The following is a 21,829-nucleotide window of genomic DNA, read 5'->3' as shown; positions in this document are numbered from 1 at the left end:
ATCGAGCGGCCATCTCGGGGGTCGAGCAGTTCTCAGGTTCGTCGCAGCAGTTCCCGGGACACTCGGCCCATGGCTGAACCGTGGACCGCCGAGACCAGACACAGGCTCCTCGACTCCTCCCGCTGCCCGCGCTGCGGAGCGCCGATCCAGGGTCGGGTGGGCTGCGAGGCCTGCGGGGCCGTGCTGGGCGGCGCGGCGGGGGTCTCGGTGTGGCGCTCGGCGGTGAACGCGTCGCGAGCGCTGATCGAGTTCGAGCAGGCCCTCGCCGCGCTGTCGTCGCCCGCGCCCGCACCGCTCGATCAGACGATCCCGGCGAACACGCGCCCCGCCCTCGATCTCCCGTCCGCACCACCCGGTCGGGGCGGCTACGTGAGCCTCCCCGTCGACGTCGACGCCGTCCCACCGTCTCCGAGGCCCGACACCGTGCCGGTCGCCGTGATCGCCGATGCCCGCACCGGCACTCCGGTCTCGAGGCCGGAGTCCCCGGTCAGCGTGCAGTCCGTGCTCGCCGTGGCGGGCGCAGGGCTGGTCGCGGTGGCCGCCATCGTGTTCACCTTCTTCAACCCGGACCTGCGCGACGAGGGGCTGCGTTCGCTCATCGTGGGCGGCGTCACGGTCCTCTTCGCCGGCGCATCCCTGCTGCTCACGCGGGCTCGGCTGCGCTTCTCGGCCGAGGCGGTCGGGATGCTCGCGCTGGTGTTCGTGCTGATCGACGTGCAGTCCGTCGCCGCGCTGGGCGGGAGCGTCCCCGAGAGGTGGCTGCTCGGCGCCGGGAGCCTCGCCATCGTCGCGGCTCTGCTCCTCGTCGCGGGTGCACGGGTCCGGCTCCGGGGCTGGTTCGGAGCCGGACTGATCGCCGCGACGACAGCACCGGTCCTCGCTGCCGCGGCGTCGTCGTCCCCGTGGATCGTCGCCGGCGGGCATCTCGCCGCGGCCGCCATCGCGCTCGGCGGGTCGGCGATGCTTCGGCGCGATCGCTCGGGACGACTGGACAGGCGACCCGAGCGCGTCCTCCTGCTCGCGCTGCAGCTGCTGTGGTCGTCGGCCGCTGTCCTGGGAGCGCTGTGGGCGATGGGCTCGACCGGAGCCCCGCTCCTGTGCGCCGTGCTGGCGGCGTCCGCCGCCATCGCACTGGCGTCGGTGCGCGTCGCGCCGCGCCTGTGGAGCGCCGTGTTCGCTGCCGACCTCGTGGCCTCGGGCGCTCTGCTCCCCCTCGTTGTCGCTCAGGATCCGGACGGCGACCCGAGCGTCCTCGTCGCCGCCGTCCCGCTCGGGGCGCTCCTCGCGTGCGTGCTCGTCTCGGCGGCGCTTCGCCTGGTCCCCGGCACCCGTGCTGCCGCGGCGGCGATCGCCGCCGCCGGCATCCTCACGGCCACGGCCCTGCCTGCCCTCGTGTTCGGTCTCGTCCTGATCATGGCCGTGCCGTTCGCGCTGCTCGGGAGCGTCGTCGGCTTCGCCCCGCCGCAGCCGATCGGGACCCCGCTCCAGATCGCGTCCCTCGCCGGTCTCGCTGCGGCGACGGCTGCCTGGGCATCCCTCGGGTGGGCCCTCCGCGGCGGGCACGCGCGGCTCTCGAGGGCATGGACGACGACCACCGGCTGGCTCTTCGCCACCGCTCTCACGAGCCTGGCGGCGCTCGTCGTGCTCCCCCTCGGAGTCAGGGCGTCGGTCGCCCTCGGCGTGGCTCTCGCCTCGTCGGGCGCGGTCCTCGCGACCACCCGGGTCAGGCCGCTTCCGGAGTCGCTCCGTGCGGCGCTCGCCACCGCAGCGCATCTCGCGCTCCTCATCGCCGCGGCGTGGGTGCTCCTCGCCACCGGACCGCTCCTCGCCCTCGCCGTGCCGGTGCTCCTGGCCCTCGTGCCCGTCGCACTCCTCGTCCCCGCCCACCTCCGGCATCTCCACCTCGCGGTCGGTCTGGCCTTCGCCCTGCTCGTGACGGCGCGTCTGCTCGCGCTCACGGGACTCGAGTCAATCGCCGTGCTCGCCCTGACGACGTGCGCCGCGTCCGTGGTGGCGCTCGCCACGACCCTCCTCCGTCGGGTGCCGACCCGCTGGTGGTACGCCGTGCTCGTCGTGACGACCGTGCCCTTCCTCGCGGGGGTGGCGTCCGTCCTGGCGGTCCGAAGCGGGTGGACGGCCCTGTCGACGACGCTCATCCTGCTCCTCGCGGTCGCGCTGGTCGCCACGCCGCGTGCCGGGCTCGCCCGCGCCATCCGCGTCGGAGCGGCCGCCCTCGTCGTCCCGGCCCTCGCCGTCATCGTGATCTGCCTGGGCGCCCAGGTGCTGGCGATCAGCGCCTCCCCGGTGACCCTGCCGGTCATCGCCGCGGTGGTCGCCGTCGCGCTGCCGAGCGCGCCCGCGCTCCGACGACTGCTCACCCGGGTTCCGCTGTCCTCGGCCGACGTCCGGTGGTGCACGAACGCGCTCGAGGCCTCGTCGCTCGTCACCGCCGCGCTCGCCGTGCTGCTCGCACTCGCCCGCACGGCGGCCGGCTTCGGCACATCCGCTCTGGTCCTCGGGATCCTCGGCGTCGGGCTCCTCGTGTCGGCGCGGGTCACCGGCCGCCAGTACGCCGCGCCGCTCGCGGGAGCCGCGTTCGCCGGCGCGCTCTGGTCGCTGCTCGCGATGGCCGAGGTCGGCGTGCTCGAGGCCTACACCCTGCCCCCTGCCCTCGTCGCGACCGGCATCGGGCTCGGACTCGCTCTGAGGGGCGCCGATCGGCGTGGACTCGGTCTCGCTCTCACGGCGGGCGGACTGGCCGCGGCCGTGACACCCTCGCTCGTGCTGCTCGCGGCGGGCGTGGGTGCGGGTGGTCCGGTCCGGCTCGGGGTCCTCACGGCGGCCTCGGTCGTCGCCCTCGGCGCAGCGGCACTCCTGTGGCGGCGAGAGCTGCACGGCGAGGTGACGGCGATCCTCGCCGTGACCGCGATGGTGACCGGGAGCGCACCCGCGATCCAGTCCGTGCGATGGGGTCTCGGCCTCGACCCGTCTCCTGCGGGCAGCGATCCATCCGCCGTGATGGCGGTCTGCGCGGGTGTCTCCCTGCTGTCGGCGCTGCTCGCCCTCGCGGCGTCGATGCCGCTCCGCCGAGATGTCGGGCCGGCCGGCCGGCGATGGCTGTCGGCGCCCGTGCTCGCTCTGCTCGCCGTGGGCCCGATCGCCGCACGGGGAGAGAGCTGGTTCGCGATCGGCCTTCTCGCCGCTCTCTCGCTCGGGGTGCTCGCGCTGATGGTGGCGACGGCGGCTCGCCTCCGCGATATGCGACCCACGGCTCTTCCTCCGGTGTGGTTCCAGTTCCTCACGGCGTGGTGCCTCGCGGTCGCGAGCTGGAGCGAACGCGAGCTGCGCGTCGAGGCCTACTCGGTGCCTCTCGGCGTCGCGCTCCTCGCCGCGGGGGTGCTGTGGCTGCGCCGCCCGGCGACGGAGGGCGCCCCTTCCTCCTCCCTCGACTCGTGGCCCGCCCGGTTCACGGGATCCTGGGCGCTCCTCACCCCGGGCCTCGTCGTGCTGCTCCTGCCGTCGATCCTCGCGACCGGGACGGATCCGCTCACCTGGCGGGCCATCCTCGTGATCGCCCTCGCGATCGGGGCGGTGCTCGTCGGATCGCTGCGGAAGCTGGCGGCCCCGTTCATCCTCGGCATCGTCGTGCTGCCCATCGAGAACGCCGTGGTGTTCCTCGTGCAGATCGGGGAGTCGATCAGCGCCGCGCCCTGGTGGATCACCCTGGCCACGGCCGGAGCCGTGCTCCTCGTGATCGCAGTGACCTCCGAGCGCCGCACCGGCCGCGACCGCGGCGTCGCCGCCCGACTCCGCGACCTCGCCTGAGCTCGGAGGCCCCCCGACTGCTCACGGTCAGCGCGATCCCGTGCGTGATGCCGCGCATCGTGAGCACTCGGAGCGCCGCCGGCCGCGCAGCCGCCGGAGCTACCGCAGCCGCGGGATGACGTCGCGGGCGAAGCGCTCGAGCTCGGAGAGAGCGGGCGAGAACTGGAGCAGGAGGGTGTCGACGCCGACGGCCTCGAACTCGCGGATGCGCGCCGCGACCTGGTCGGGCGTCCCGATGAGCTCGGGGCGGAGCCCGCGGTTCGAGACGGAGTAGTCGCGGAGGCTCACCGCCGTGTCGAGGTGCGAACGGCTGACGAACTGCTGGTACGACTCGTAGGCCGCCCCCTCGCGCACGTCCGTGATGCGGTCCAGCTCCGCCTGGGCCTCCTCCTCGGTGTCGCGCACGATCGCGTACGCCGCCATGCCGAAGTGCTGGAACGGCTCGCGTCCCGCCTCCTCGCGGCGCCGGCGCATGTCGTCGATCTTCACCCGCAGCTCCTCGACCGTGCCGCCGTGGGTGAGGTACGCGTCCGCGAAGGAGGAGATCGCGGTGCGTCCGGCCTCGCTCTCGCCGCCGGCGTAGATGAGCGGCAGCACCGAGGGCTTCGGTTCGAGGTAGGTCTCGCTCAGCTGGAACGACGACCCCGCGTGGGAGTACGGGGTCTCGGACCACAGTCCGCGCAGCACCTCGACGTACTCCGTGCTCACGGCATAGCGGTCGTCGTGCTCCTGGAAGGTCACGCCGTACTGCCTGGCCTCCTCCTCCCACCACGCCGAGACGACGTTGAGCGTGAACCGCCCGTTCGCGATCGCCTGGATGGTCGCGGCCTGCTTGGCGGTGAGCGCCGGCGGGTGGAAGCTCGGCCGCAGCGCCGTCATGATCTCGATGCGGCTCGTCACTGCGGCGACGGCGGCCGTCGTGGCCCACGCGTCGAAGGTCGGCCCGTCGAGTCCCTTGATGTCGTTGAGGTTGAGCTCGGGGATCAGCGTGACGTCGAAGCCGACCTCATCCGCCGTCCGTGAGATCTCGGCGATGTGCTCGAAGGTGAGCGGGGTCTCCTCGTCGTCGACGTTCCGCAGCCAGCCGCCGAAGACCGGGGTCCAGTAGCCGAACCTCATGCGCTCACCGCCGCGTAGTCGGCGGCGAGGGCACGGCCGAGGTAGGCGGCCACGGCCGCGGCACCGGCGGCGCCGGTCGCTGACTCGACGTCCGGGCTGTAGTTCGTGTTCGTGTTGATGTCGTAGGGCACGAGCCGCCCGTCGGCGGTCTCGAAGTACTCCACGCCCGCGACCTCGACGCCCTGAGCGGCGAGGAACGCGCCGAGCCGCTCGATGAACGGATGCGCGGCGTCGACGTCGTCGCGCACGGAGAACAGCGACGCGCCGGGCACATCGCAGGCCGCTGCGGCGAACCCCTGCACGAGGACCGGGGCGACCGGGTTCCCGAGGAGTCCGGCCACGGTGGCGGGGCCTCCCGGGACGTCCGCAGCCGGGACGGCGCAGGCCTCGGCCGGGCAGAGCTCGAACGACCCCGCCGACGTGTCGACGCGCACGGCGTACACGAGATCGCCGCCGACGAACTCGGCGCGCGTCACGAAGGGCTCCGCGGTCTGCACGTACTCCTGGAGCAGGGTGATCCCGTCGACGGGCTGCTCGAACTCACCACCCGCGATGTAGGCATCGAACTCCTCGTAGGAGTCGAAGCGGCGCACCCCCAGCCCCTTCCCGCCCTGGTTGTGCTTGGTGATGAAGGGCAGGGGCAGCTCGCGGGCACGCGCGCCGAGGTCGGCGGTGCCGAACACCGCGATCGTGCGCGGCACGTCGAACCCCGCGGCGGCGAGCGCGGCGTACTGCGCCACCTTGCTCACCTCGAGCTCCACGACCCGGCTGCCGTTCACCACGCGCCGGCCGTGGGCCTCGAGCCAGCGGTAGACGGCGCGGGCGTACTCCTTCGCGTGCTCGTGGTCGCGGGTGTGCGACGACGCGCTGAGCCTCGACCAGAACACGCCCTCGGGCGGGGTCGAGGCGAGGTCGATCGACCCGCCGTCGAGTCGCCACTCCTCGAACGGGACGCCGGCGGCCTCGAGCGCCGCACGCAGGGGCGGCAGCCAGTCGTCGTTCTCGTGCAGGATGTGGATGCGGGGTGCTGTCACCGCGACGTCCCTTCCGTCCGGGCCGCGCTCGCGCGCCCTGTCATTCGCTGATGTTCATTCTCACGCACGCTGCGCCGTCTCACGCACGCTGCGCCGTCTCACGCACGCTGCGCTGCTGTCTCCCATGCGCGGTGCGCGTCTGTCTCCCACGCACGCTGCGCTGTCCCTGCACGATGCGTCGTCCCTCCGACGCACGCCGACCTCGTGTTCTCAGCGCCGTCATGCGCCCTGGCCCCCCGCGCTCGCGCGCAGCTCGCCGTAGACGTCGGTGGGATCGGTCCCCCGCACGAACCAGTCTCCGAGGATCCGCTCCTTGTAGACCCGGGGATTGTGGGAGGCCAGGGTCCGCGCGTTCCGCCAGTGGCGATCGAGGGCGAGGTCCTTCGACACCCCGGACGAGCCCAGCGCGTCGAACACGATGGTCGTCGCGGTGAGCGCGGCCTCGATGATCGCCACCTGCGCCTGGGTCGTCTCCACGGTGGCGAGGACCAGCGCCCGCTGCTCCGCCTCTGCATCGCCGCGGGCGTGAGCGGCGGCGATGGGGTCGAGCGTCGCACTCGATCGCTGCACCGCCGCCTCGGCGGAGAACGCCAGGGCGGAGATCCGTCCGATGACCTGCAGCAGCTGCGGATCGTCGGCGGCGGTGCCGGCGAGGCCGTGCGAGTAGGTGCGGGCCCTGGCCTTCAACGCCGCGATCCCGTCGCGCTGCGCGGCCTTGGTGATCCCGGCGAGGATGGCGAGGAGCGAGGTCTGGTAGAAGAGGTTCTGATAGCTGAAGCGGTCTCCGGCCTCGAACACGTCGATGTCCTCGACCCTGGCACCCCGGTAGTTCGCGCTGCCGCTGGCCGTCGTCTGCTGACCGAACCCCCGCCAGTCGTCGACGAGCTCGACACCCGGCTGATCCCGCCGGACCAGCGCGGTGATGAGACGCCCGTCCTCCGTGCGTCCGAGCACGTCGAGCCAGTCGGCGTAGAGGCTCCCCGTGGCGTAGAACTTCGCACCGGTGAGCCGCCACCCGTCGCCGTCTGGCGTCAGCACGGTCTTGAGGTCGCTGAACGAGCCGTTGTTCGCCTCCGTCCAGCCGCCGCCCACGAACTGGCCGCCGAGGATGCGCTCCAGCCACAGGTCGTTGGCGGGCGAGGGCGGCGCGTTCAAACGGTCCTCGACGAAGGCGAGGTGGTTGCGGAACACGTGCGCGATGTTCGGATCGGCCGCCCCGAGGTCGGTGAGGAGCTGGAAGGTCTGCCGCAGCGAGGCGCCCCCGCCGCCGAGCGCCTCCGGGATGCGCAGACGTCCGAGACCCGCGGCGACCAGGCGTCGCACGTCGTCGTAGCCGAACACACGTCCCTTCTCGCGCTCGAGGTTGCCGGCGGCGATCTCCTCGAACAGCGGCGCGAAGCGGGCGGCGAGCTCCGCGTCGTCCGCGGTGGGCGGGGCCAGAAGATCCTGGCTGATGGTCGTGGTCATCGGTGTCCTCCTACGAGTACGTGGTCCTCGGTTGCGGCGAGCCCGGCGGCCGCCACAGCGTCAAGGCCGTGGCGGAGATCCGCGATCAGGTCGTCGAGGGTCTCGATCCCGATCGAGAGCCTGATGAGGCCCGGGGGGATCCCGAGCCGGGCACGACGCTCGTCGTCGAACGAGAGGTGGGTGGTGGTCCCGGGGTGGATGGCCATCGACCGGGTGTCGCCGATGTTGGTCATGCGGGAGAACACCTGCAGCCGGTCGATGAGGATGCGGGCGCCGTCGAGGCCCCCGGCGACGGTGAACGCGAAGACGGATCCGGTGCGCCCTCCGTAGAGGCGCTCGGCGAGGGCGTGATCGGGATGGCCGGGCAGACCCGCGTAGTCGACGCTCTCGACCTCGGGCTGGTCCGCGAGCCAGCGCGCGACGGCGACCGCGTTCTCCAGGTGACGCTCCATCCGCAGGGAGAGGGTCTCGATGCCCTGCTGCAGGAGGAAGCCGGTGAACGGCGACAGGGCCGGGCCGAGGTCGTTCACCGCGGTGAGCCGCAGGTAGCCTGCGAACGCATGGCGGGGGCCGAGCCGATCGAGGAACGACGGTGCGCCCGGTGACTGCGGATCGGTGAGCAGCGGATACGCGCGAGGGCTGCCCCGCCAGTCGAACGTCCCGCCGTCGACCACCGCACCCGAGATGCCGGCGCCGTGCCCGGCGAGGAACTTCGTCGAGGAGTGGACGACGATGCTCGCTCCGAGCTCGAGGGGGCGGACGAGGTACGGCGTCGCCACGGTGTTGTCGACCACCAGCGGGATGCCGGCGTCCGCCGCGATCCGGGCGACGAGCTCGACGTCGACGATGTCGTTCTTGGGGTTCGGGATCGTCTCCGTGAACACCGCCTTCGTCGACGGCCCGATCGCGGCCGCCCATTCGGCCGGATCGTGCCAGTCGTGCACGTAGTCGACGCCGATGCCCAGGCGCTTGAGGGCGCGATCGAACAGGATCTGGGTCCCGCTGTAGATGCTGGCCGTCGACACGAAGCGGTCGCCCGCCTCGAGCAGGGCGATGAGCGTGGTCGAGATCGCGGCCGTGCCCGATCCCACCACGACCGCGCCGGCGCCGGCCTCGAGCGAGGCGATGCGGCCCTCGGCGACCGCGTTCGTGGGGTTCAGATGCCGCGAGTAGAGCTGCCCCTCGTCCGTGCCGGCGAAGCGTCCGTGGGTCTGATCGAACGACTCGAAGCGGAAGGCGTTGGCGAGGTGGATGGGGGTCACGCGCGACCCGTGCCCGGGCTCGGGCTGCTCGCCGGCGTGCACCTGGCGGGTGTCGAACCCGAACCCCTCCCAGTCGTAGTGCGGGGGCCACACCCCGCTCACGAGGCTCGCCTCTCGGGGGCGCGGGCGAAGGCCGGCCGAGCACCCTCGAGCACCGCGAGCGCCGGGCCGAGGCCGATCCGCTCGCGCAGGGTGCTGCCCGTCGAGGGTTCGACCACGCCCCGGTCCAGGAGGTCCCGGGCGATCCCGATCACGGCGTCGAGCGGTGTGCCGGGATCGGGCAGGAGCAGGAGGTCCGCACCGTCGAGGCCCCCACCGTCGGGTCCCGCTGCGTCCTCGAGGCGGACGGGGCGGTAGACCACGGGAGCCGCCTCCACCGGGACGAGCTCCGCCGTGCCCACCACCAGCTCGGCCAGTCTCACGGCCGCGGCCGCCTCGGCGGCGGTACCGACGGACCAGCCGAGCACGGGCGTCCCCTGCGGCGTCGTCGGGACGGTGAGCGGACCGGCGACGTCGAAGACCCCGTGATGGTCGATGTGCACGATCCGATCGGCGTCGGCGTACACCCTGGTCTCCCGGTCCGCGACGATGGCGTCGATCGGGAAGCTCTGCCAGAGCGCACGGAGGACGAGGGCGGTGTCCCGTGTGGTCTCCGGCCCGAGCGGTGCTCCGCCGGACAGGCGCGCTCCGCCCCACGCCTCGCGGCCGGGTGCGTCGAGCGGCGCGGACGCGTCGCGCTCGGCGAGGAGCACTCCCACGCGCCCACCGGACAGGTGGTCGAGCGACGCGATCCGACGAGCGAGGTTGTAGGGGTGGTCGCGCTGAGGCGCCCCGACGACGAGGAGCGGAGTCGCCGTCGCCGCCGCGAGCGCTGCGGCGGAGACGCTCGGGTCGAGGGTCGTGCGACCCGGCTCTCCCGTGGCCCGGTCGGTGCCGAGGGCCAGGAAGGCGGCACCGAGCCCGTCGAGCCCCTCGAGGGCGGGCGAGCCCGAGTCCGCGACCAGCTGCACGAGGTGCGTCCCGGTCAGTCCCACCGCGAACCGCGGCCGTCGCTGCGTGCCCATGCGGATCCTCCTTCAGTCGTTGCGTCCCCGGCCACGCTAGGAACCGCCTCCGGCCGCAGGACGCCCCGCGGTCACACGGCGTCACACATCCGGGGCTCCGGCGCTTGTGTTGAGCAGTGTGTCGCCGTCCCCGCCCCGATCCGGTGACCGCTCTAACGTCGGGCGGACGACGATGAGAAGGAGTCGACATGGCAACCGGACGCGACGGACACGTCATCCTCGGGATCAACGTGCTGACGCTGGGGTATCTCCCGGCGGCATGGCAGACCGATCTCCTGACGCCGCTCTCTCCCCTCGAGCCCGCCTACTGGCGTCGCATCGGGGAGCTGGCCGAGCGCGGCACGCTCGACGCGATCTTCCTCGCCGACGGGTCGCAGCTCGGCGATCCGACCTACGACGGCAACGCGCCGCGCCTCGATCCGACGATCGCGTGGTCCTGGGTGGCGCGATCCACCCGCCGCGTGGGCCTCATCGCCACCGCCTCGACGACGTTCAACGATCCGTACGAGCTGGCCGAGCGTCTCCTGAGCTTCGACGTCGTCTCCGGCGGCCGGGCTGCCTGGAACGTCGTCACGTCGCGCGATCAGGGCTCGGCGAACAACTTCGGGTTGACGGACGTGCTGGGACGGGAGGAGCGCTACGACCGCGCCTCGGAGTTCGTCGACCTCGTGATCGAGCTGTGGAACTCGGCCGCCTCGGGTCGCGACGTCACGCATCACGGTCGCTTCTTCGACGTCGAGGGCCGTCTCACCGTCCCACCCTCGAAGCAGGGCCGTCCGGTGCTGTTCCAGGCCGGCGGATCGCCGCAAGGGCGCGCGCTCGCCGGGCGCGTCGGCGAGGGGGTGTTCGCGGCCGAGTTGACGCTCGAGAGCGCCCTCGAGCACTACCGGGAGGTCAAGCAGAACGCGATCGACTTCGGGCGTTCGCCCGACGACGTGAAGATCCTCCCGGGGCTGCTGCTCACGCTCGGCAGCACCGAGGAGGAGGCCCGCCGGCGCAGCGACGAGCTGCACGACCTCGGTCCGGCGAGCTACTCCACGCAGTGGCTCTCGCAGGCGATCGGCTTCGACGTGTCCACGCTGCCACTCGACGAGCGGTTCCCGGACGAGCTCCTCGACGGACCCCTCGACACGACCACGTTCCGGGGCAGCATCGGCTTCCGGCAGTCGATCTTCGAGCGGATCCGCCAGACGCGGCCGACGGTCCGCGAGTACCTCCGCGAGACCCGGTACACCGGGTCGGGCCATGGCGGCTTCGTCGGGACTCCCGAGCAGCTCGTCGACCGCATCGAGCACTGGTTCCGCGCCGGCGCGATCGACGGCTTCAACCTGCAGCCCGACCGGCTGATCGACGGCCTCGAGGTCATCGCCGACGAGGTCGTGCCGCTCCTGCGCCGCCGCGGGCTGTTCCGCCACGAGTACGAGACGGAGACGCTGCGCGGTCACTTCGCCGCCTCCTCCGCCACCCCGGTCCTGCGCTGATGTCCGCGCTGGCCGGTCTCGGGATCGCGTTCAACCTGGGTCTGGCCGACCGCAGCGTCGCGGCCACCGCCGCGCTCTACGACGACGTGATCGCCACGATCCGCTACGCCGAGAGCGCGGGCGTGGACGGCGTCTGGATCGGACAGCACCACTTCGACGTCACGCCCGGCCCGATCCCGTCGCCCCTCGTGCTGCTCGCCGCGGCGGCGCGGGAGACCAGCCGGATCGCGCTCGGGACGGGGATCGTCACGCTCCCCCTCGAGGACCCGATCCGTCTCGCCGAGGATGCGGGCGTCCTCGACGTCCTCTCGGGCGGCCGGGTGCACCTCGGCGTCGGCACCGGCGGCGCGAACCTCCCGGGGTTCGCAGCCTTCGGTCTCGACTCCGAGCGGAGGCACGCGCTGTACGACCGACGGATCGCGAGGCTCGACTCGGCCCTGCGCGGGGAGCCTCTCGCAGACGCCGGATCCCCGAGGATCCAGCCCTTCGTCCCCGGGGTCACGCGTCGCGTCTGGGAAGGGGTCACCAGCGAGGAGCGGGCTCGCGCCGCCGCGCGGAGGGACCACGGCATCCAGCTCGGGGCGTTCTTCGATCCCGCGGGCAGCGGTCAGCACCCGAAGTCGGCTGCCTACGTCGACGAGCTGCGTCGCGCCCACCCGGAGAGCGAACCCCGAGTCGCGGCGTTCCGATTCCTCTACGTGGGCGACAGCCGCGACGATGTCGTCGCCCGGCTGCATCCGACGCTCGCCGCGCGCGTGGGCACGCTCGGCGAGCGCGCTCAGCTGAGCGGCAACCCGAGCCTGGCCGGCGTGACACCGCGGGAGTACCTGGAGCGCGTGGCGCTCTTCGGCTCCCCCGACGACGTCGTCGAGGATGCCCGCCGCGACCCCGTGCTGCGCGACCACGCCACTCACCTGGTCGCCAACTCCTCGTATCACGAGACCTTCGACGCTGCCCACGCGCGCGCCACCATCGACGCCCTCGTCACCACGATCGCCCCCGCTCTCGGCTGGTCCCCCGCGACCCACGCCCTGGCCTGAACGAGCTCGAACGGCGAGAAGACGCCCCCTGCGGAACGCAGAAGGGGCGTCTTCTCGCCGTTCGACCCGCATGCCGCCGGGCTGACCCGCGGACGCGCGCTCAGCGGGGCGGGAGGATCGCCGCGAGCAGGTCGCGCGTCACGGGCGAGCGCTCGGCGGCGAAGAGGTCGTGGGCGTCGAAGACGTCGACCAGCCTGCCCTGCTCGAGCACGCCGATCCGATCGCAGAAGAACTCGATGATCGCGAGGTTGTGCCCGATGAAGAGGTACGTCAGCTCGAGCCGGTCGCGCAGGTCGAGCAGCAGGTCGATGATCGTGGCCTGCGTCGAGACGTCGAGAGCCGAGGTGGGTTCGTCGAGGATGAGCAGCTCCGGTTCGAGCGCGAGGGCCCGGGCGATCCCGATGCGCTGGCGCTGGCCGCCCGACAGCTCGTGCGGGTACCGCCCGAGGTGCTCGTCGCCGAGACCGACCAGCAGGGCGACCTCCGCCGCCCTGGCGCGAGCGTCGGCCGTGCTCGCCGCCTTGCCGAACCTCAGCAGCGGCCGGGTGATCTGCTCGCCCACCCTCACTCGCGGGTTCAGCGACGCCGTGGCGTCCTGGAAGACGTACTGGATGCGCGGGCGCTGTGCCCGGAGCGCACGCCCGGACAGCCGGGTGATGTCGACGTCGTGCACCGTGATCGTCCCCTCGCTGACGGGGACGAGCCCCCCGGCGAGGCGGGCGAACGTGGACTTCCCCGAACCCGACTCGCCGATCAGCCCGAACACCTCGCCGCGACGGATCTCCAGCGAGACGTCGTCGACCGCGCGGAAGCTCCGGCGCGGCTGCCCCGTGCCCAGGCCGCCGACGACGAACTCCCTGCCCGCCGCATCCGACCGCAGCGTGACCGCGTCGGTGACGCGTGCCGCTCCGCCCGACGCGGCGGCGGGGGCCGCAGCGACCCGACCCTCCTCCCGGCGCCGCAGTCTGCGGGGCAGTCCCTCCGCTTCGAGCACGAACCGGGCGCCGACGGTCGGCACGGCGTCGATGAGGCTCCTCGTGTACTCCTCCTCCGGGTGGTCGAGCACGTCGTCGCGGAGGCCCTGCTCCACGATCCGGCCGTCCTTCATGACGGCGACCCGGTCAGCGAGGAAGGAGACCACACCGAAGTCATGGGTGATGATGAGCAGCGACGTGCCGGTCTCGGCGACGACGCTCCTCAGCAGGTCGAGGATCTGCTTCTGCACGACCGCGTCCAGGGCCGTCGTCGGCTCGTCGGCGATGAGGAGGTCCGGGCCGGAGAGCATGGCGATCGCGATCATCACCCGCTGCCGCATCCCGCCGCTCAGCTCGTGCGGGTAGGAGGCGAGCACGCGGTCCGCATCGCGGATCCCCACCCGGTCGAGCCACTCCCGCGCCACCACGTCCTGCTCGCGGCGCCCCGCGTCCGGACGATGCAGGCGCACCACCTCGCGGATCTGGTTCCCCACCCGAAACGAGGGATCCAGCGACGACAGCGGGTTCTGGAACACCATGCCCGCGCGCCGACCGCGGAAGGACCGCAGGCGCGCCTCGCTCAGGCCGACCACCTCCTCGCCCGTCAGGCGGATCGAGCCGCCCGCGACGACCGCGTCGTCGGGCAGCAGACCGAGGATCGACGAGGCCGTGATGCTCTTGCCCGAGCCCGACTCCCCCACCAGCGCGAACGTCTCGCCCGGCAGGATGCGGAGCGACACCCCGTCGACGACCCGACGCGCGTCCTGCCCGCGGCCGAACTCGACCACCAGGTCGCGGACCTCGAGGACCGGTCGGCCGGAGCCGGGCCCGTCGACGAGCGGGCGGTCTTCCACGATCACATCGGTCACGAGCGCGACCTCCTCTTGTGCGGATCGAACAGGTCGTTGAGCCCGTCGCCGAGCCAGTTGAACGCCAGCGCCACGACGAGCACGGCGAGGCCGGGCAGCAGGGCCGGGACCACGTTGCCGGAGATGATCACCTTCGCGCCCTCCGAGATCATGCGCCCCCAGTCGGCCGCGGGAGGCTGGACGCCGATGCCCAGCGCGCTCAGGCTCGAGGAGAACACCACCATGCCGCCGACGAGACCCGTGGCGTAGACCACGATCTGACCCGCGACGTTGGGCAGCACCTCCCGGAAGAGGATCGACCAGAAGCCCGCCCCGAGCGAGACGGCGGCCTCGACGTACTCGCGACCGCGATGCCGCTTCACCTCCGCGAAGATCACGCGCGTGACGTAGGGCGTCGCGAGGAACGCGATGGCGAGCACGACCACGCCGATGCCCGGTCCCAGGATGATCGCGAAGGCGAGCGCGGCGATGATGACCGGGAAGGCGAACATGACGTCGATCGTGCGCATGATGATCCCCGACACCCGATCGCCGGAGAAGCCGGCGATGAGGGCCAGCACGCTGCCCGCGAGCGTGGAGGCCGCGACGGCGAGGATCGCGACGAGCAGCGAGGTGCGCCCGCCCCAGATGAGGCGGGACAGGATGTCTCGCCCCTGCTCGTCGGTGCCGAACGGGTGGCCCGGCGCACCGAACGGCAGGTACTTCAGGGCCGCATCCCCGTTCTCGGGGTCGTAGGGCGCCAGCACGGGCGCGAGCAGCGCGACGAGGACCAGCACGGCGATGATCGCGAGCGCGATCACGACCTGAGCGTTGACGCGACCCCGGTTCCGGCGGCGTCGGCGTCGGGCAGGCCCGCGGAGCGAGGTCAGCGCGTCGCCGGTCGACGTGGGCAAGACGGCCATCAGAGCCTCCTCAGGCGCGGGTTGAGAGCGTCGACGGCCACGTCGGTGACGAGGTTGACGACGAGGTAGCACAGCGCGATGAGCACGACGCCCCCCTGGATGAGCGGATAGTCCTTGCCGTTGACGGCATTGAGCAGCTGGGTGCCGATCCCCGGCCAGTTGAAGACGCTCTCGACGAAGATGACCCCGGTGATCAGCGTCCCGATCTCCAGGCCGATGATGTTCACCACCGGCGGGAGGATGTTGCGCCCGATGTGCTTGCCGTACAGCCGCCAGCGCCCCGCACCCTGGGAGGCGAACGTGCGCACGTAGTCGGAGTGCGCCTCCTGCACGATGCCCACCCGGGTGAAGCGGGCGAGGACGAGCATCGAGATGAGCGCGGCCGAGATCGCGGGGAGCACGAGGTGCAGCAGGAGGTCCGAGAACCCCCCGCCGTTCCTCGACTGCATCCCGCTCACCGGCAGCCACTTCAGCTGGAGGGCGAACACCCAGATCAGGATGAGGCCGAACCAGTAGACCGACAGGTTGCTGCCCACCTGCACGATGAGCATCGAGAAGCGGTCGAGGGCGCCGCGGTGGTTGACCCCGGCGATGACGCCGATCGCGATGCCGGCCACCGCGCAGACCACCACGGCGGCCGCGGCCAGCACGAGGGTGTTGAGGAAGTTCGGCCACAGGATCCCGAACACGGGCGCGTTCTGCACGATCGACTGACCGCCGCCCGCCGTGAACAGGTCCACGAGCCATTTCAGGTACTGCTGCCACAGGGGCAGGTCGAGGCCGTAGGCCTGCCTGAGGGCCTCGATCTGCTCCGGGCTGAGGGTACGCGCGTACTGCCCCTGGATGGGGTCCCCCGGGGTGAGCCTGCCGATGAGGAAGGTCAGCACCGAGACGATGAGGAGCACCGGCAGCATGGTGAGCAGCCGCCAGGAGATGTGCTTGAGCGTACCCATGGGTGTCAGTCCGCCAACCAGACCTTGGTGAGGTCGTACCAGTTGGTGGAAGGCCAGACGAACCCGCGGACGTTCGGGCCGAGCGCGTAGTACTTCGTCAGGTTGACCGTGGGGATCACGACGGCGTCGTTCCGGAGCGTCTCCTCCGCCTGCTTCCACAGGTCGATGCGTGCCTCCGCGTCGTCGGTGTGGAGAGCCGCATCCAGTGCCGACGTGATGTCGGGGAACTGCGACTTGTCGAGACCCTTACCGGTGAGTCCGTTGAAGCCCTGGTAGAGCCACTCGGCGTAGGTGCCGCCGTACTCGTCCAGGCTGAGGCCGTCGTTCGGCTCGGGGCTGTAGGCGCGGGCGATGTAGCTCGTGCGGTCGAGGCTCACGATGTCGACGTCCACGCCGATCTCCTTGTACTGCGACTGCAACCACTCCGCGGTGTTCTGGTTGGCCACGTCGACGACGATCGTGAAGCTCAGGTCTCCGGCGCCGTAGCCCGCCTCCTTCAGCAGCTCGACCGCCTTGTCCGGGTCGTACTCGAAGTCGCGCACCTCCGGGTCGAACGCCTCGTTCCCCGGCGGCTCGAAGGAGTACTGGGGCTGGGCGTACCCGTTGTAGAGCTCGTCGGACAGCTTCTGCCGGTCCAGACCGTAGATCAGGGCCTGGCGCACCCGTTCGTCCGCGAAGGCCGGGTTCTTGAAGTTGTACGAGATGTAGAGCAGCGACGAGCCGGTGCCGTCCGGGACCTGGAAGCCCTGGCTCTCGAGGGTCTGGACGTCCTCGGGCTGCACGTAGCTGATCAGGTCGACCTCGCCGCTGATCAGGGCGGCGAGCCTGGTCTGGTTGTTCGGGATGATCCGGAAGGTCAGCGAGTCGAGGTACGGCGCATCCCCCCAGTAGTCCGGGTTCTTCTTCAGCACGATGCGGTCGCCGACCGTGCGCGACTCGAACAGGTAGGGACCCGTGCCGTCCGGGTGGTCGGCGAACCCGTCGTTGCCGTACTGCTCCCAGACCGCCGGGTTGCCGATGGTGAGCGTCGCCATCGACTGCGCCAGGATTCGCGGGAAGCCGAGGAACGGCTGCGAGAACGAGAACTGGTAGGTGTGATCGTCGATCACGGTGCCTGCCGTCAACGTCGAGAACCAGACGGAGAGCGACTTCGCGCTCTTCTCGTCGTAGTACTCGTACGTCGGATCGCTGATGCGGCGCACGTTCTTGTCGAGGGCCTCCGCGTCGAACGGGCTGCCGTCGCCGAAGGTGACCCCCTCGCGCAGGGTGAAGGTCCAGGTGCGACCGCCGTCGGGGGTGGTCCAGTCGGTGGCGAGCGACGGCTGGATCTCGGTCGGGTCGGTCGCTCCGCTGGTGTCCTCCTTGGTCAGCCCCTCGAAGATGTTGCGGCTGACTCGATAGGTCTCCCAGTAGCCCTGCCGGTGGGGGTCGAGGGCGAGCGGCTCGAGGTACAGCCCGACCACGAGGTCTCCGCCGTACTGGGGGTCGCCGTCGGCGCCCGAGCCGTCCGTTCCCGATGCCGGGGCGGAGCAGCCCGCGAGGGCCACCACCGCTGCGAGCGCTGCGGAGAGCGCCCACCACCTCTTTCTTCTCATCTGACGGATCCCTTCGTGTGATGGCTGTCTCTGGATGCAGGGCCGGTGCCCCGCCGCCACGCTAGGGGCGCGCGGCGGGGGTGTCGCGTCCAGCCGGTCACCGCCGACCCGATGCGTAAAGTGCGGCTCCGAGCGCGTGTTCTGTGACGAACGTTGACGCTGCGGATGCGCCCCGGCGCGGCTCGTGCTGGGGCTAGCTGGCGACCCTCTGCTCGGCGCGCAGTGAGAACAGGGCCGGTGCCCTGCGACCCTCCACGAGGTCGGCCAGCAGGCGCCCGACGACGGGCGTGAACTTGAAGCCGTGTCCGGAGAAGCCCGCGCCCACCACGAGCGGGCCGATCCGGTCGACGATGAAGTTGGAGTCGGGTGTGGTGGTGTACGTGCAGCCGTCCTCGACGAAGACGTCGGGATCCGCTCCCGGCAGCCACTCGCGGACGTAGCGCTGCAGGGCGACACGCTGCCGGGGATCCGGTCGGGGGTTGAGCGAGTCGGGATCGACCACACGTCCGGCCGCGTTCCATCCGGCCTTGACCCCGCCGCCCTCCGGACCGCCGTAGACGACGCCGCGCCATCCCCGATAGCGTCGGCCGCCCTCCTCGGGCCAGTGGTTGAACCCGGGCCACCTCGCGGTGCCGACGGCGTCGAAGACCATCGGCTGCTCACGGGTGACGACGAGGCTCGGCAGGGAGACGAGCCGTCCCACCAGCCTGCTCGTCCAGGCTCCCGTGGCGACCACCACGCTCGACGCCTCGACGCTCTCGACCGCCCCCGTGACCTCGTCGTCATCGTCGACCGGCACGACCTCCACGGCGGCGCGATCGTCGCCGAGCACCCGGATGCGCTGCACCTTCGCGTGGTGGCGGATCACCGCGCCGTGACGGACGGCGCTGCCCTGGAGCGCGGAGAGCGCGGAGGCCGCGCGGAGCCTCCCCGCGTCGGGGATGTGCAGGACCTCCCGGTCGAACCGCATGCCCGGCCAGCGATCGGCGGCCTCGTCCGGCGCGAGCCGCTCCACCTCGAAGCCGAAGCGCGGCAGCCGCTCGGCGGCACCGTCGAGGTCCGGGTACGCGCCGTGGTGCACGATCCCGTTCCGTTCCAGCAGGGTCAGTCCGCTCTCCGCCTCCAGCTCACGCCAGAGCGGCAGCGACTCGCGGAGCATCCCGAGGTACGTCTGGTCCACGTAGCCGGGGTTGAAGTTGCGGCTCTCGCCGTGGGAGGCGCGGCGGGGGCTGTCGGGCGCGAAGCGCTCGAGGAGCAGCACGTCGTGACCCCTGCCCGCGAGATGCCAGGCCGCGGCCGACCCCATCGCTCCTCCGCCCACCACGATGACGTCGACGCGTGTTGCCATGCCTCGACGGTAGGGAAGGCTCGACGACACCCGCTCGGGGGCCGACACAGGACGTAAGACTGCGTCGGTTTGCGCGTCGTGTCCGTCAGTCGGCGCTCTCGGCGGGGTGGCGTCGCTTCAGTCGACCTGGGGATGCGCATCCGGATGCGCGTGCGCCGTCCCGCGCAGGAGCGACCAGACGTAGACGAGGTTGGCGATCGCGTGGAGCACGACGCCCACGCCCACCACGCTCAGCGCGGTCAGCCGCAGGGCCTCGCTGCCGGGCCAGAACGCCTCGACCAGCAGCACGAAGGGCAGTCCCACCATCAGCAGGGCGGTGCGGATCCGTCCGATCCAGCGCACGGGCACGATCCCCGGCTTCCGGATGAGGATCACGATGCCGAGGAGCAGGTCCGTCACCAGGATGACGAGCGCCATCCACACCGGGACGAGCCCGGCGACGACGAGGGTGGCGCAGACCGTGAACTGGCTGATCCGGTCGGCGACCGGGTCGAGCTTCTTCCCGAGATCCGACACCTGGTGGAACCGTCGGGCCACCTGACCGTCGACCCAGTCCGTGCCGCCCAGGACGACGGCGACCACCAGCGCCCAGAAGGGCGAGTCGACCACGAGGAGGAGCACCACGAACAGCGGCGTGAGAAGGAGGAGCCTCGCCACGGTGATGACGTTGGGCACCGTGACGATCCGCGCGGCGGGATCCTCGGTGCGCACCATGCGGTCAGCCTAGCCGTGCGGCATCGGCCCGACAGGAGTCCGACACGGGGGTGTGCTGCGTCGTGCCCGCTCGATACTGTTGCACCAGGCGCCGGCCCCGGCGACGCGACGACGACACGAAGGAGTCCTCAGATGGCCGATCTCGAAGCGGAGGGTTTCCTCTCCAACGCCCGTGAGTACGCGAACCTCGCCAGCTTCGACATCCAGAAGCTGCCGGAGGACTCGGTCGAGCGCCAGGCGCTCCACAACCTGCAGAACGCCCTCGACTCGCTCATCCAGGCGGTCGACGCGCTGAACGACGAGGTCGACTGAGGCGCGCCGATCGATCCGCGCGGGCCGATCCGCTCGAGCGACTCGGGTCGGCCCGACTCGCCTCAGCCGGGCTCAGCGACCGCCGGGCTCGTCGAAGTACGACAGACCGGTCGCGTTCCGCTCGCGGGCAGCGCGGGCGCGCTCCTCGCGGGCCTGGGCGATGCGCTCCTGGCGGGCCTTGAGCTCCTCGGGGTCGACCTCGACGCGCGAGACCTTCATGCCGCCCTTGGTCGCCGGCGAGGCGTCCTTCGCCTTGGCGGTGCCGGACCGGGACGATCCGCCCGCTGCCCGGGTCGACGGGGCGCGGACCGCGACGGGCGCGGGCGCCTGACCGCTGCCCTCGCACCGGGCGCCGTGCTTGTCCTCGTGCTGGACGAGCATCCCTGAGACGATTCCGACGGCTACGGCCTTGCCGCAGACCGGACACTTCGTTGAAGCCACAGCGGCCCCGACCTCCTCCACGTGACGACGTACGCTCCAGTGTCGCACGCCCGGCGGGGTGGTCGGACTGTGCTATGCCTCGCCGAACCCGCCCTCGATGAGGTCGGCGAGGGCATCGACCGCCTCGCGTCCGGCGGGATCGTCGGTCGCCACCACGGCGTCGGTGCCCCGGGTCAGCCCCATCGACATGATCCCCAGCAGGCTCTTCGCGTCGGTGCCGTTCACCGTGACCTTCACCGGGAACGTGGTGGCGAGCTTCACGAACTCGGCGGCCGGCCGGGCGTGGAGGCCGTCCTTGTTGACGATCGTCACCGACCGCCGGTACCCGACCGGCTCCTCGGTCCCAGAATCGTCCGCAGCGACCGCCGCACCCTCGGCGGAGGCGCCGTCCGCGGCTTCCTCGTGGTCCCACGCCGTCAGGGCCGCAGCGACCACGGCGTCGAGCGCGGCACCCGACTCGGCCTCGACGGCGGCGGCCACGGCGCCCTCGACGAGAGGGGCCTGGACGATGCGCGCGGAGGCACGGGCCTCGTCGTCGAGGAAGTCGAGCGCGGTCTCCGCGGTGAGGTAAGCGGAGCCGAGGTCGCAGAGCACCACGACGCCCGATCCCGACTCCGCCTCCGCCAGCGCAGCGCTGACACGGTCGAAGCTCGTGCCGATCCCGCCGTCGTCGGTCCCCCCGGCCGGCACCAGCGTCGTCGACGGCGCCATCTGACCCGCCAGCGCGGCAAGGCCCTCGGCGATCGCAGCGCTGTGCGAGACGAGGACGAGGCCGACGCGCTCGGTCATTCAGTCGCCCCGAGCAGCATCGGCGGCGGCCCGCAGGATGAGGGCCGTCGACTGGGCGCCCGGATCCCGGTGCCCCACGGCGCGCTCGCCGAGGTAGCTCGCGCGGCCCTTCCGAGCCACGAGCGGCTCGGTCGCGGCGGCGCCCTCGGCGGCGGCCGTCGCGGCGGCGTCGAGGATCTCGGCCTCGCTCCTCCCCGCCTCCTGCGCCGCTGCCGCCGCGTCGACGGCCGGAGTCCAGGCGTCGACCATGGTCTTGTCGCCCACCTCGGCCTTGCCGCGGAGGACGATGCCGTCGCGGGCCGCGGTCAGGAGCGCCACCACCGCGGAGCCGTCGAGCTCGTTCGCCTGACCGACCGCGCCCGCGGCCTTCAGGTACGCGGTGCCGAACAGCGGGCCGGATGCGCCGCCGACGGTGGAGATCAGGGTCGTCGCCACGAGCTTCAGGGCATCACCCGGAGCCGCCTCGGGCGACAGCCCGTCGAGCTTGGCCAGGACCGCGGTGAACCCCCTGTCGAGGTTCTCGCCGTGGTCGCCGTCGCCGATCTCGCGGTCGAGCGTGATGAGCTCGACCCGGTGCTCGCCGATGACCTCCGCGGTCCTCCGGATCCAGTCCGTCGTCCAGGTGATGCCCAGGCTCATG

Annotated in this window: 18 protein-coding genes; 4 read left to right on the top strand and 14 right to left on the bottom strand. The window is 72.0% G+C overall.

The genetic code is table 11. The annotated features are described in order from the left end of the window. Window positions 1-69: 69 nt before the first annotated feature. Window positions 70-3,825 (top strand): SCO7613 C-terminal domain-containing membrane protein, encoded by a 3,756-nt coding sequence (locus IEX69_RS01215; RefSeq protein WP_157127150.1) that lies wholly within the window; start codon window positions 70-72, stop codon window positions 3,823-3,825. 99 nt (window positions 3,826-3,924) lie between these two features. Here IEX69_RS01215 and IEX69_RS01210 read toward each other — a convergent pair whose 3' ends face one another. The 5 genes from IEX69_RS01210 to IEX69_RS01190 form a co-directional block, all read right to left on the bottom strand. After that, window positions 3,925-4,944 carry an LLM class flavin-dependent oxidoreductase gene (locus IEX69_RS01210; RefSeq protein ID WP_085019322.1) on the bottom strand — a complete coding sequence of 340 codons (1,020 nt, stop codon included), beginning with the start codon at window positions 4,942-4,944 and terminating at the stop codon, window positions 3,925-3,927. Next, window positions 4,941-5,978, bottom strand: a complete 1,038-nt coding sequence (locus IEX69_RS01205) for an ATP-grasp domain-containing protein (RefSeq protein ID WP_085019321.1) — start codon at window positions 5,976-5,978, stop codon at window positions 4,941-4,943. The genes IEX69_RS01210 and IEX69_RS01205 overlap by 4 nt, the downstream gene beginning before the upstream one ends. Window positions 5,979-6,197: 219 nt before the next feature. Beyond that, window positions 6,198-7,445, bottom strand: coding sequence for an acyl-CoA dehydrogenase family protein (locus tag IEX69_RS01200; protein ID WP_085019320.1), 1,248 nt, complete (start codon window positions 7,443-7,445; stop codon window positions 6,198-6,200). Further along, on the bottom strand, window positions 7,442-8,809 hold the full coding sequence (locus tag IEX69_RS01195) for an O-acetylhomoserine aminocarboxypropyltransferase/cysteine synthase family protein (RefSeq protein WP_229756198.1): 1,368 nt from the start codon (window positions 8,807-8,809) through the stop codon (window positions 7,442-7,444). The genes IEX69_RS01200 and IEX69_RS01195 overlap by 4 nt, the downstream gene beginning before the upstream one ends. Then, window positions 8,806-9,771, bottom strand: coding sequence for an LLM class flavin-dependent oxidoreductase (locus IEX69_RS01190; RefSeq protein WP_085019319.1), 966 nt, complete (start codon window positions 9,769-9,771; stop codon window positions 8,806-8,808). Before IEX69_RS01190 ends, IEX69_RS01195 begins: the two co-directional genes overlap by 4 nt. A 188-nt stretch (window positions 9,772-9,959) precedes the next feature. On the opposite strand from IEX69_RS01190, the gene IEX69_RS01185 reads away from it, so the two are divergent. Both IEX69_RS01185 and IEX69_RS01180 read left to right on the top strand, forming a co-directional pair. Beyond that, on the top strand, window positions 9,960-11,252 hold the full coding sequence (locus tag IEX69_RS01185) for an LLM class flavin-dependent oxidoreductase (protein ID WP_085019318.1): 1,293 nt from the start codon (window positions 9,960-9,962) through the stop codon (window positions 11,250-11,252). Next, complete coding sequence (locus IEX69_RS01180) at window positions 11,252-12,292, top strand: LLM class flavin-dependent oxidoreductase (RefSeq protein ID WP_085019317.1); 1,041 nt, start codon at window positions 11,252-11,254, stop codon at window positions 12,290-12,292. The genes IEX69_RS01185 and IEX69_RS01180 overlap by 1 nt, the downstream gene beginning before the upstream one ends. A gap of 100 nt (window positions 12,293-12,392) precedes the next feature. On the opposite strand, the gene nikE is transcribed toward IEX69_RS01180, so the two are convergent. From nikE to IEX69_RS01150, 6 genes are all read right to left on the bottom strand, one after another. Beyond that, window positions 12,393-14,135 (bottom strand): nickel ABC transporter ATP-binding protein NikE, encoded by a 1,743-nt coding sequence (nikE, locus tag IEX69_RS01175; RefSeq protein WP_157127149.1) that lies wholly within the window; start codon window positions 14,133-14,135, stop codon window positions 12,393-12,395. Beyond that, window positions 14,132-15,037: an ABC transporter permease gene (locus tag IEX69_RS01170; RefSeq protein ID WP_085019316.1), complete on the bottom strand. Its 906-nt coding sequence runs from the start codon at window positions 15,035-15,037 to the stop codon at window positions 14,132-14,134. Before IEX69_RS01170 ends, nikE begins: the two co-directional genes overlap by 4 nt. Next, the gene (locus IEX69_RS01165) at window positions 15,037-15,990 is read right to left on the bottom strand and encodes an ABC transporter permease (RefSeq protein WP_085019315.1); all 954 of its coding nucleotides are present in this window, start codon (window positions 15,988-15,990) and stop codon (window positions 15,037-15,039) included. The genes IEX69_RS01170 and IEX69_RS01165 overlap by 1 nt, the downstream gene beginning before the upstream one ends. A 5-nt stretch (window positions 15,991-15,995) precedes the next feature. Then, entirely contained in the window at window positions 15,996-17,585 is a 1,590-nt protein-coding gene (locus IEX69_RS01160; protein WP_085019314.1) for an ABC transporter substrate-binding protein, read from the bottom strand. 193 nt (window positions 17,586-17,778) lie between these two features. Next, entirely contained in the window at window positions 17,779-18,933 is a 1,155-nt protein-coding gene (locus tag IEX69_RS01155) for an FAD-dependent oxidoreductase (RefSeq protein ID WP_085019313.1), read from the bottom strand. A 117-nt stretch (window positions 18,934-19,050) separates the two neighbouring features. Next, window positions 19,051-19,647 carry a CDP-alcohol phosphatidyltransferase family protein gene (locus tag IEX69_RS01150; RefSeq protein ID WP_085019312.1) on the bottom strand — a complete coding sequence of 199 codons (597 nt, stop codon included), beginning with the start codon at window positions 19,645-19,647 and terminating at the stop codon, window positions 19,051-19,053. 132 nt (window positions 19,648-19,779) lie between these two features. Here IEX69_RS01150 and IEX69_RS01145 point away from each other — a divergent pair, with 132 nt between their 5' ends. Further along, window positions 19,780-19,959: a hypothetical protein gene (locus IEX69_RS01145; RefSeq protein ID WP_085019311.1), complete on the top strand. Its 180-nt coding sequence runs from the start codon at window positions 19,780-19,782 to the stop codon at window positions 19,957-19,959. Between the two features lie 72 nt (window positions 19,960-20,031). On the opposite strand, the gene IEX69_RS01140 is transcribed toward IEX69_RS01145, so the two are convergent. The 3 genes from IEX69_RS01140 to dhaL form a co-directional block, all read right to left on the bottom strand. Next, complete coding sequence (locus IEX69_RS01140; protein WP_085019310.1) at window positions 20,032-20,340, bottom strand: hypothetical protein; 309 nt, start codon at window positions 20,338-20,340, stop codon at window positions 20,032-20,034. Window positions 20,341-20,472: 132 nt separating this feature from the next. Further along, window positions 20,473-21,189, bottom strand: a complete 717-nt coding sequence (gene dhaM / locus IEX69_RS01135; protein WP_085019309.1) for a dihydroxyacetone kinase phosphoryl donor subunit DhaM — start codon at window positions 21,187-21,189, stop codon at window positions 20,473-20,475. Further along, window positions 21,190-21,828 carry a dihydroxyacetone kinase subunit DhaL gene (dhaL, locus tag IEX69_RS01130; protein ID WP_085019308.1) on the bottom strand — a complete coding sequence of 213 codons (639 nt, stop codon included), beginning with the start codon at window positions 21,826-21,828 and terminating at the stop codon, window positions 21,190-21,192. Window position 21,829: the final 1 nt, after the last annotated feature.

Source organism: Cnuibacter physcomitrellae (assembly GCF_014640535.1).
GTDB classification, from domain to species: Bacteria; Actinomycetota; Actinomycetes; order Actinomycetales; family Microbacteriaceae; genus Cnuibacter; species Cnuibacter physcomitrellae.
This window is presented reverse-complemented; position numbering and strand designations above follow the sequence as displayed.

Bases quoted from the DNA above. Each gene is read 5' to 3' on its own strand.
- IEX69_RS01215 (WP_157127150.1), top strand. From the start codon at position 70: ATGGCTGAACCGTGGACCGCCGAGACCAGACACAGGCTCCTCGACTCC.
- IEX69_RS01210 (WP_085019322.1), bottom strand. From the start codon at position 4,944: ATGAGGTTCGGCTACTGGACCCCGGTCTTCGGCGGCTGGCTGCGGAAC.
- IEX69_RS01200 (WP_085019320.1), bottom strand. From the start codon at position 7,445: ATGACCACGACCATCAGCCAGGATCTTCTGGCCCCGCCCACCGCGGAC.
- IEX69_RS01190 (WP_085019319.1), bottom strand. From the start codon at position 9,771: ATGGGCACGCAGCGACGGCCGCGGTTCGCGGTGGGACTGACCGGGACG.
- IEX69_RS01185 (WP_085019318.1), top strand. From the start codon at position 9,960: ATGGCAACCGGACGCGACGGACACGTCATCCTCGGGATCAACGTGCTG.
- IEX69_RS01180 (WP_085019317.1), top strand. From the start codon at position 11,252: ATGTCCGCGCTGGCCGGTCTCGGGATCGCGTTCAACCTGGGTCTGGCC.
- IEX69_RS01170 (WP_085019316.1), bottom strand. From the start codon at position 15,037: ATGGCCGTCTTGCCCACGTCGACCGGCGACGCGCTGACCTCGCTCCGC.
- IEX69_RS01165 (WP_085019315.1), bottom strand. From the start codon at position 15,990: ATGGGTACGCTCAAGCACATCTCCTGGCGGCTGCTCACCATGCTGCCG.
- IEX69_RS01160 (WP_085019314.1), bottom strand. From the start codon at position 17,585: ATGAGAAGAAAGAGGTGGTGGGCGCTCTCCGCAGCGCTCGCAGCGGTG.
- IEX69_RS01155 (WP_085019313.1), bottom strand. From the start codon at position 18,933: ATGGCAACACGCGTCGACGTCATCGTGGTGGGCGGAGGAGCGATGGGG.
- IEX69_RS01150 (WP_085019312.1), bottom strand. From the start codon at position 19,647: ATGGTGCGCACCGAGGATCCCGCCGCGCGGATCGTCACGGTGCCCAAC.
- IEX69_RS01145 (WP_085019311.1), top strand. From the start codon at position 19,780: ATGGCCGATCTCGAAGCGGAGGGTTTCCTCTCCAACGCCCGTGAGTAC.
- IEX69_RS01140 (WP_085019310.1), bottom strand. From the start codon at position 20,340: ATGCTCGTCCAGCACGAGGACAAGCACGGCGCCCGGTGCGAGGGCAGC.
- dhaM (WP_085019309.1), bottom strand. From the start codon at position 21,189: ATGACCGAGCGCGTCGGCCTCGTCCTCGTCTCGCACAGCGCTGCGATC.
- dhaL (WP_085019308.1), bottom strand. From the start codon at position 21,828: ATGAGCCTGGGCATCACCTGGACGACGGACTGGATCCGGAGGACCGCG.